Raw genomic sequence first — 2,912 nt, 5'->3', positions numbered from 1 at the left:
TTATTGGGGCTGCGGCGCTGCACAGTATCCAAGGGCAGAAAGGTAGCGCGGCCGCCGCCGGTCTGTTTTAAATAGGCGATCGCCGCCTTAGCCGCCTCGGCGCTTTGCGCTACAATATTCTGCGCGCCCTCGCCCAAGGCCGTTTCTATCGCTGTAATAAATTTATCTTCAACTGTAATCAGCTCGGCAGCCACGCCTAAAAGCTGCTGCCGCCAGGGAGCCTGCGCCTTAAGCGCTGCTTTGACTCCGTAGCCGAAGCCCTCGTAAGCCTGCTGCATCCGGCGCAGGCCCTGCTCCTTCGTTTCGGCCATGGTCAGCTGCCGTTGGCATTGCTGCTGGCTGGCTGTAATCTGCGTAATATTTTTCTGCGCTGCCGCCGCCGCCGTCTGCAAAGCGTCGGCGTCCTTGCGCAAAAGCTCTGCGTCATGCTGGCAGCGGGCTTGAGCTTCCAAAAGCCTGTTGTATTGCTCCTGGCTTTTGGCTGCCGCCGCCTCGGCCTCCTCGATGCTCTTTTTCAAAGCTTCGCGGCGGCGCATCCGCTGCTCCTGCTCCTGCTCTAAAGCGCGCAGTTCGTTGCGCATTTTCAGCAGCGCCTGCATAGCTGCAAAAAATTCGCTTTGCGCGCTGGCATTTTGGTTCTGCACCTCGGTCAGCATTCTTGCCTGCTCGTCCCGCTCCTTCTGCAGGCGTTCAGTCTGCAAGGCAGCCTTGGCCCGCTCCTTATCCACTGCGTCAAATTCGGCGGCCAGGGAACGCATTTTGCTTTCCAACTCCTCCGCCTGCTGCGCCAGCTTAGCGTTGCTTTGCTCTAATCTGGCCGCTGCCCGCTGGCTTTGCTCGGCGCGCTCGTCCAGCACGCCCTGCTTGCCGCGCAGCTTCTCCAACGCCGTTTCCTGATTTTTTATTTCTTCCTGTAATTTGCTGTAATCCTCAGCCAGCTTATCCAACTGCCGCTGCAGCGCCGCCGCTTCGGCCTCCCTGCCGCTCAAAAGCGCAGCCTGCCGGGAAAATTCATCAGCCGCCGCCTGCTTTTTGGCGTTCAGCTCCGCCTGCACGCCCGCCATATTGTCCAGCTTGCGCAGCAGTACGGATAAACGGCATAAGCGCAACTCCTCGCTTAAAGAATTATACTGCTTCGTCTTAGCCGCCGCCTGAGCCAAAGGCTCTACCTGCGCGTCCACCTCGCTGCGGATATCGCTTATACGCGTCAGATTCAGCGCCGTATCGTCCAGCTTTTTCACGGCGTCCTTCTTCCGCAGGCGGTATTTGGCGATACCTGCGGCCTCCTCGAACAAACCGCGGCGTTCCTCCGGCCTGCTGTTGAGTACCTCGTCTATTTTATTCTGACCGATTATCGACATGGAGCCTTTGCCCAAGCCTGTATCGGCCATCAAATCGATGATGTCCTTCAAGCGGCAGGGCTTCTTGTTGATAGCGTATTCGCTGTCGCCGCTGCGAAATAAACGGCGGGTCAGGCTCACCTGTTCAAAATCTAAAGGCAAGGTATGGTCGCTGTTGTCAAATTCCAGACTGACCTCGGCCACGCCTAAGGCGCGGCGCTTGCCGCTGCCGGAAAAAATTACGTCCTCCATCTTGGAGCCGCGCAAATACTTCGCACTCTGCTCGCCCAAAGCCCAGCGAATGGCGTCTGAAATATTGCTCTTACCCGAACCGTTAGGCCCGACAACAGCCGTTATTCCTTTATCAAAGGTTAATTCAGTTTTATCGGCAAAGGATTTAAAGCCATAGGTCGCAAAGGACTTTAAGCGCACAAATAATCACCTGTCTCTGCACGGCCCGCAGCGCAGGCCGCTTACTCTTACTAATTGTTATCTTATTATTTTATCATACATATCGCAATTTTAACACTGCTTTCAGCAGCGCTTACTTTAAATATTGCAAAATCCTTCCCCACTCTTGGGCCAACGCCGCTAAATTCATGCGCGCGTTAGCCGGGCTGGTGGAATGAAAATAAAAAACCTCCACGCCGGGAGGCAGGCTGCGGGCAAAATATTTTTTGCAGGCCGCGCCCGCCTTGCCGCCATTGCAGAAAATTGCGCGGATGGACGGATTCCGTGCCAACAACCCCAGAATATCGTTTGGCGTTTCGTTTTTTATATCGCTGTCCAAGCTGCCCTCGCGCTCGCATACGCCCAGCGTATCCCACAGCGCCACGCCATGACACGCCAGCAAAGCTTTTTTGGCGGCGTAATCCTGAGGCGCGGGCTCGTTAAACAGCAGCGCCAGCAATTTCCAAAAGCGATTTTGCGGATGGGCGTAATATTCCTGCTCCTGCAAGGATTTCACGCCGGGCATGGAGCCCAGAATTAAAATTTTACTGTTTGCTCCAACTATTGGCTCAAAGGAACGGCACTGGGACATAGCTCTATCTCCTCTCCCTCGCACGAAGTAATTTTCAACGTCAGCTGCGGCAGTATTTGCCGCCAATACTGCAGATTGCAGCTTTTCAAACCCCGCAGTTTAGATTGCAAACGCACGGGACAGCGCACTTCCACGGCGCGTACTCCTTTATCGGCTAAACTTTGCAGCCGGGGCGTAAGCTGTCGCCGCAGCGCTCTACTTTTCACCAATTCCCCCATGGAGGGATGAAAAGGCCCGGCGATAATATTTCCCGGCGCACACAGCTCTTCATCGGGCTGCAGGCCGATGCGGATAACCTTAACGCCTGCCGCAATCAGCTTTTCATACACATAAGCGCTCTGCGCCACCGCCTCCTCCAGCGTCAGCGGCGCGTAGCTTCCGGCCGCATACTGAACGGCCAGCGGCGTATCCTTCACTACCAGCACGGGATAAATTCTGGCTACGTCCGGCTTGAGCTCCGCCGCCAGCTGTGCCGTCTGCCGCACGCTGCCCCAATCTTGCAGCGGCAGGCCCACCATCAGCTGCACGCC

At 56.1% G+C, this 2,912-nt stretch carries 2 protein-coding genes and 1 pseudogene; all 3 read right to left on the bottom strand.

Going from position 1 to position 2,912, the window contains the following annotated elements:
• Nucleotides 1-1,772, bottom strand: a 1,772-nt coding sequence (locus QZ105_RS10360; RefSeq protein ID WP_293729842.1) for an AAA family ATPase, incomplete at its 3' end; no start/stop codon positions are given.
• Between the two features lie 112 nt (nucleotides 1,773-1,884).
• Nucleotides 1,885-2,382, bottom strand: a complete 498-nt coding sequence (locus QZ105_RS10355; RefSeq protein WP_293729841.1) for a DNA-deoxyinosine glycosylase — start codon at nucleotides 2,380-2,382, stop codon at nucleotides 1,885-1,887.
• Nucleotides 2,352-2,912 (bottom strand): annotated as a pseudogene (locus QZ105_RS10350) (radical SAM protein); the annotation flags it as partial. The pseudogene QZ105_RS10350 and the gene QZ105_RS10355, both read right to left, overlap by 31 nt.

Origin of the sequence: uncultured Phascolarctobacterium sp., assembly GCF_905212365.1 — a bacterium.
GTDB lineage: Bacteria > Bacillota > Negativicutes > Acidaminococcales > Acidaminococcaceae > Phascolarctobacterium_A.
The sequence above is the reverse complement of the archived record's forward strand: the minus strand, read 5'-3'. Positions and strand labels throughout refer to the sequence as shown.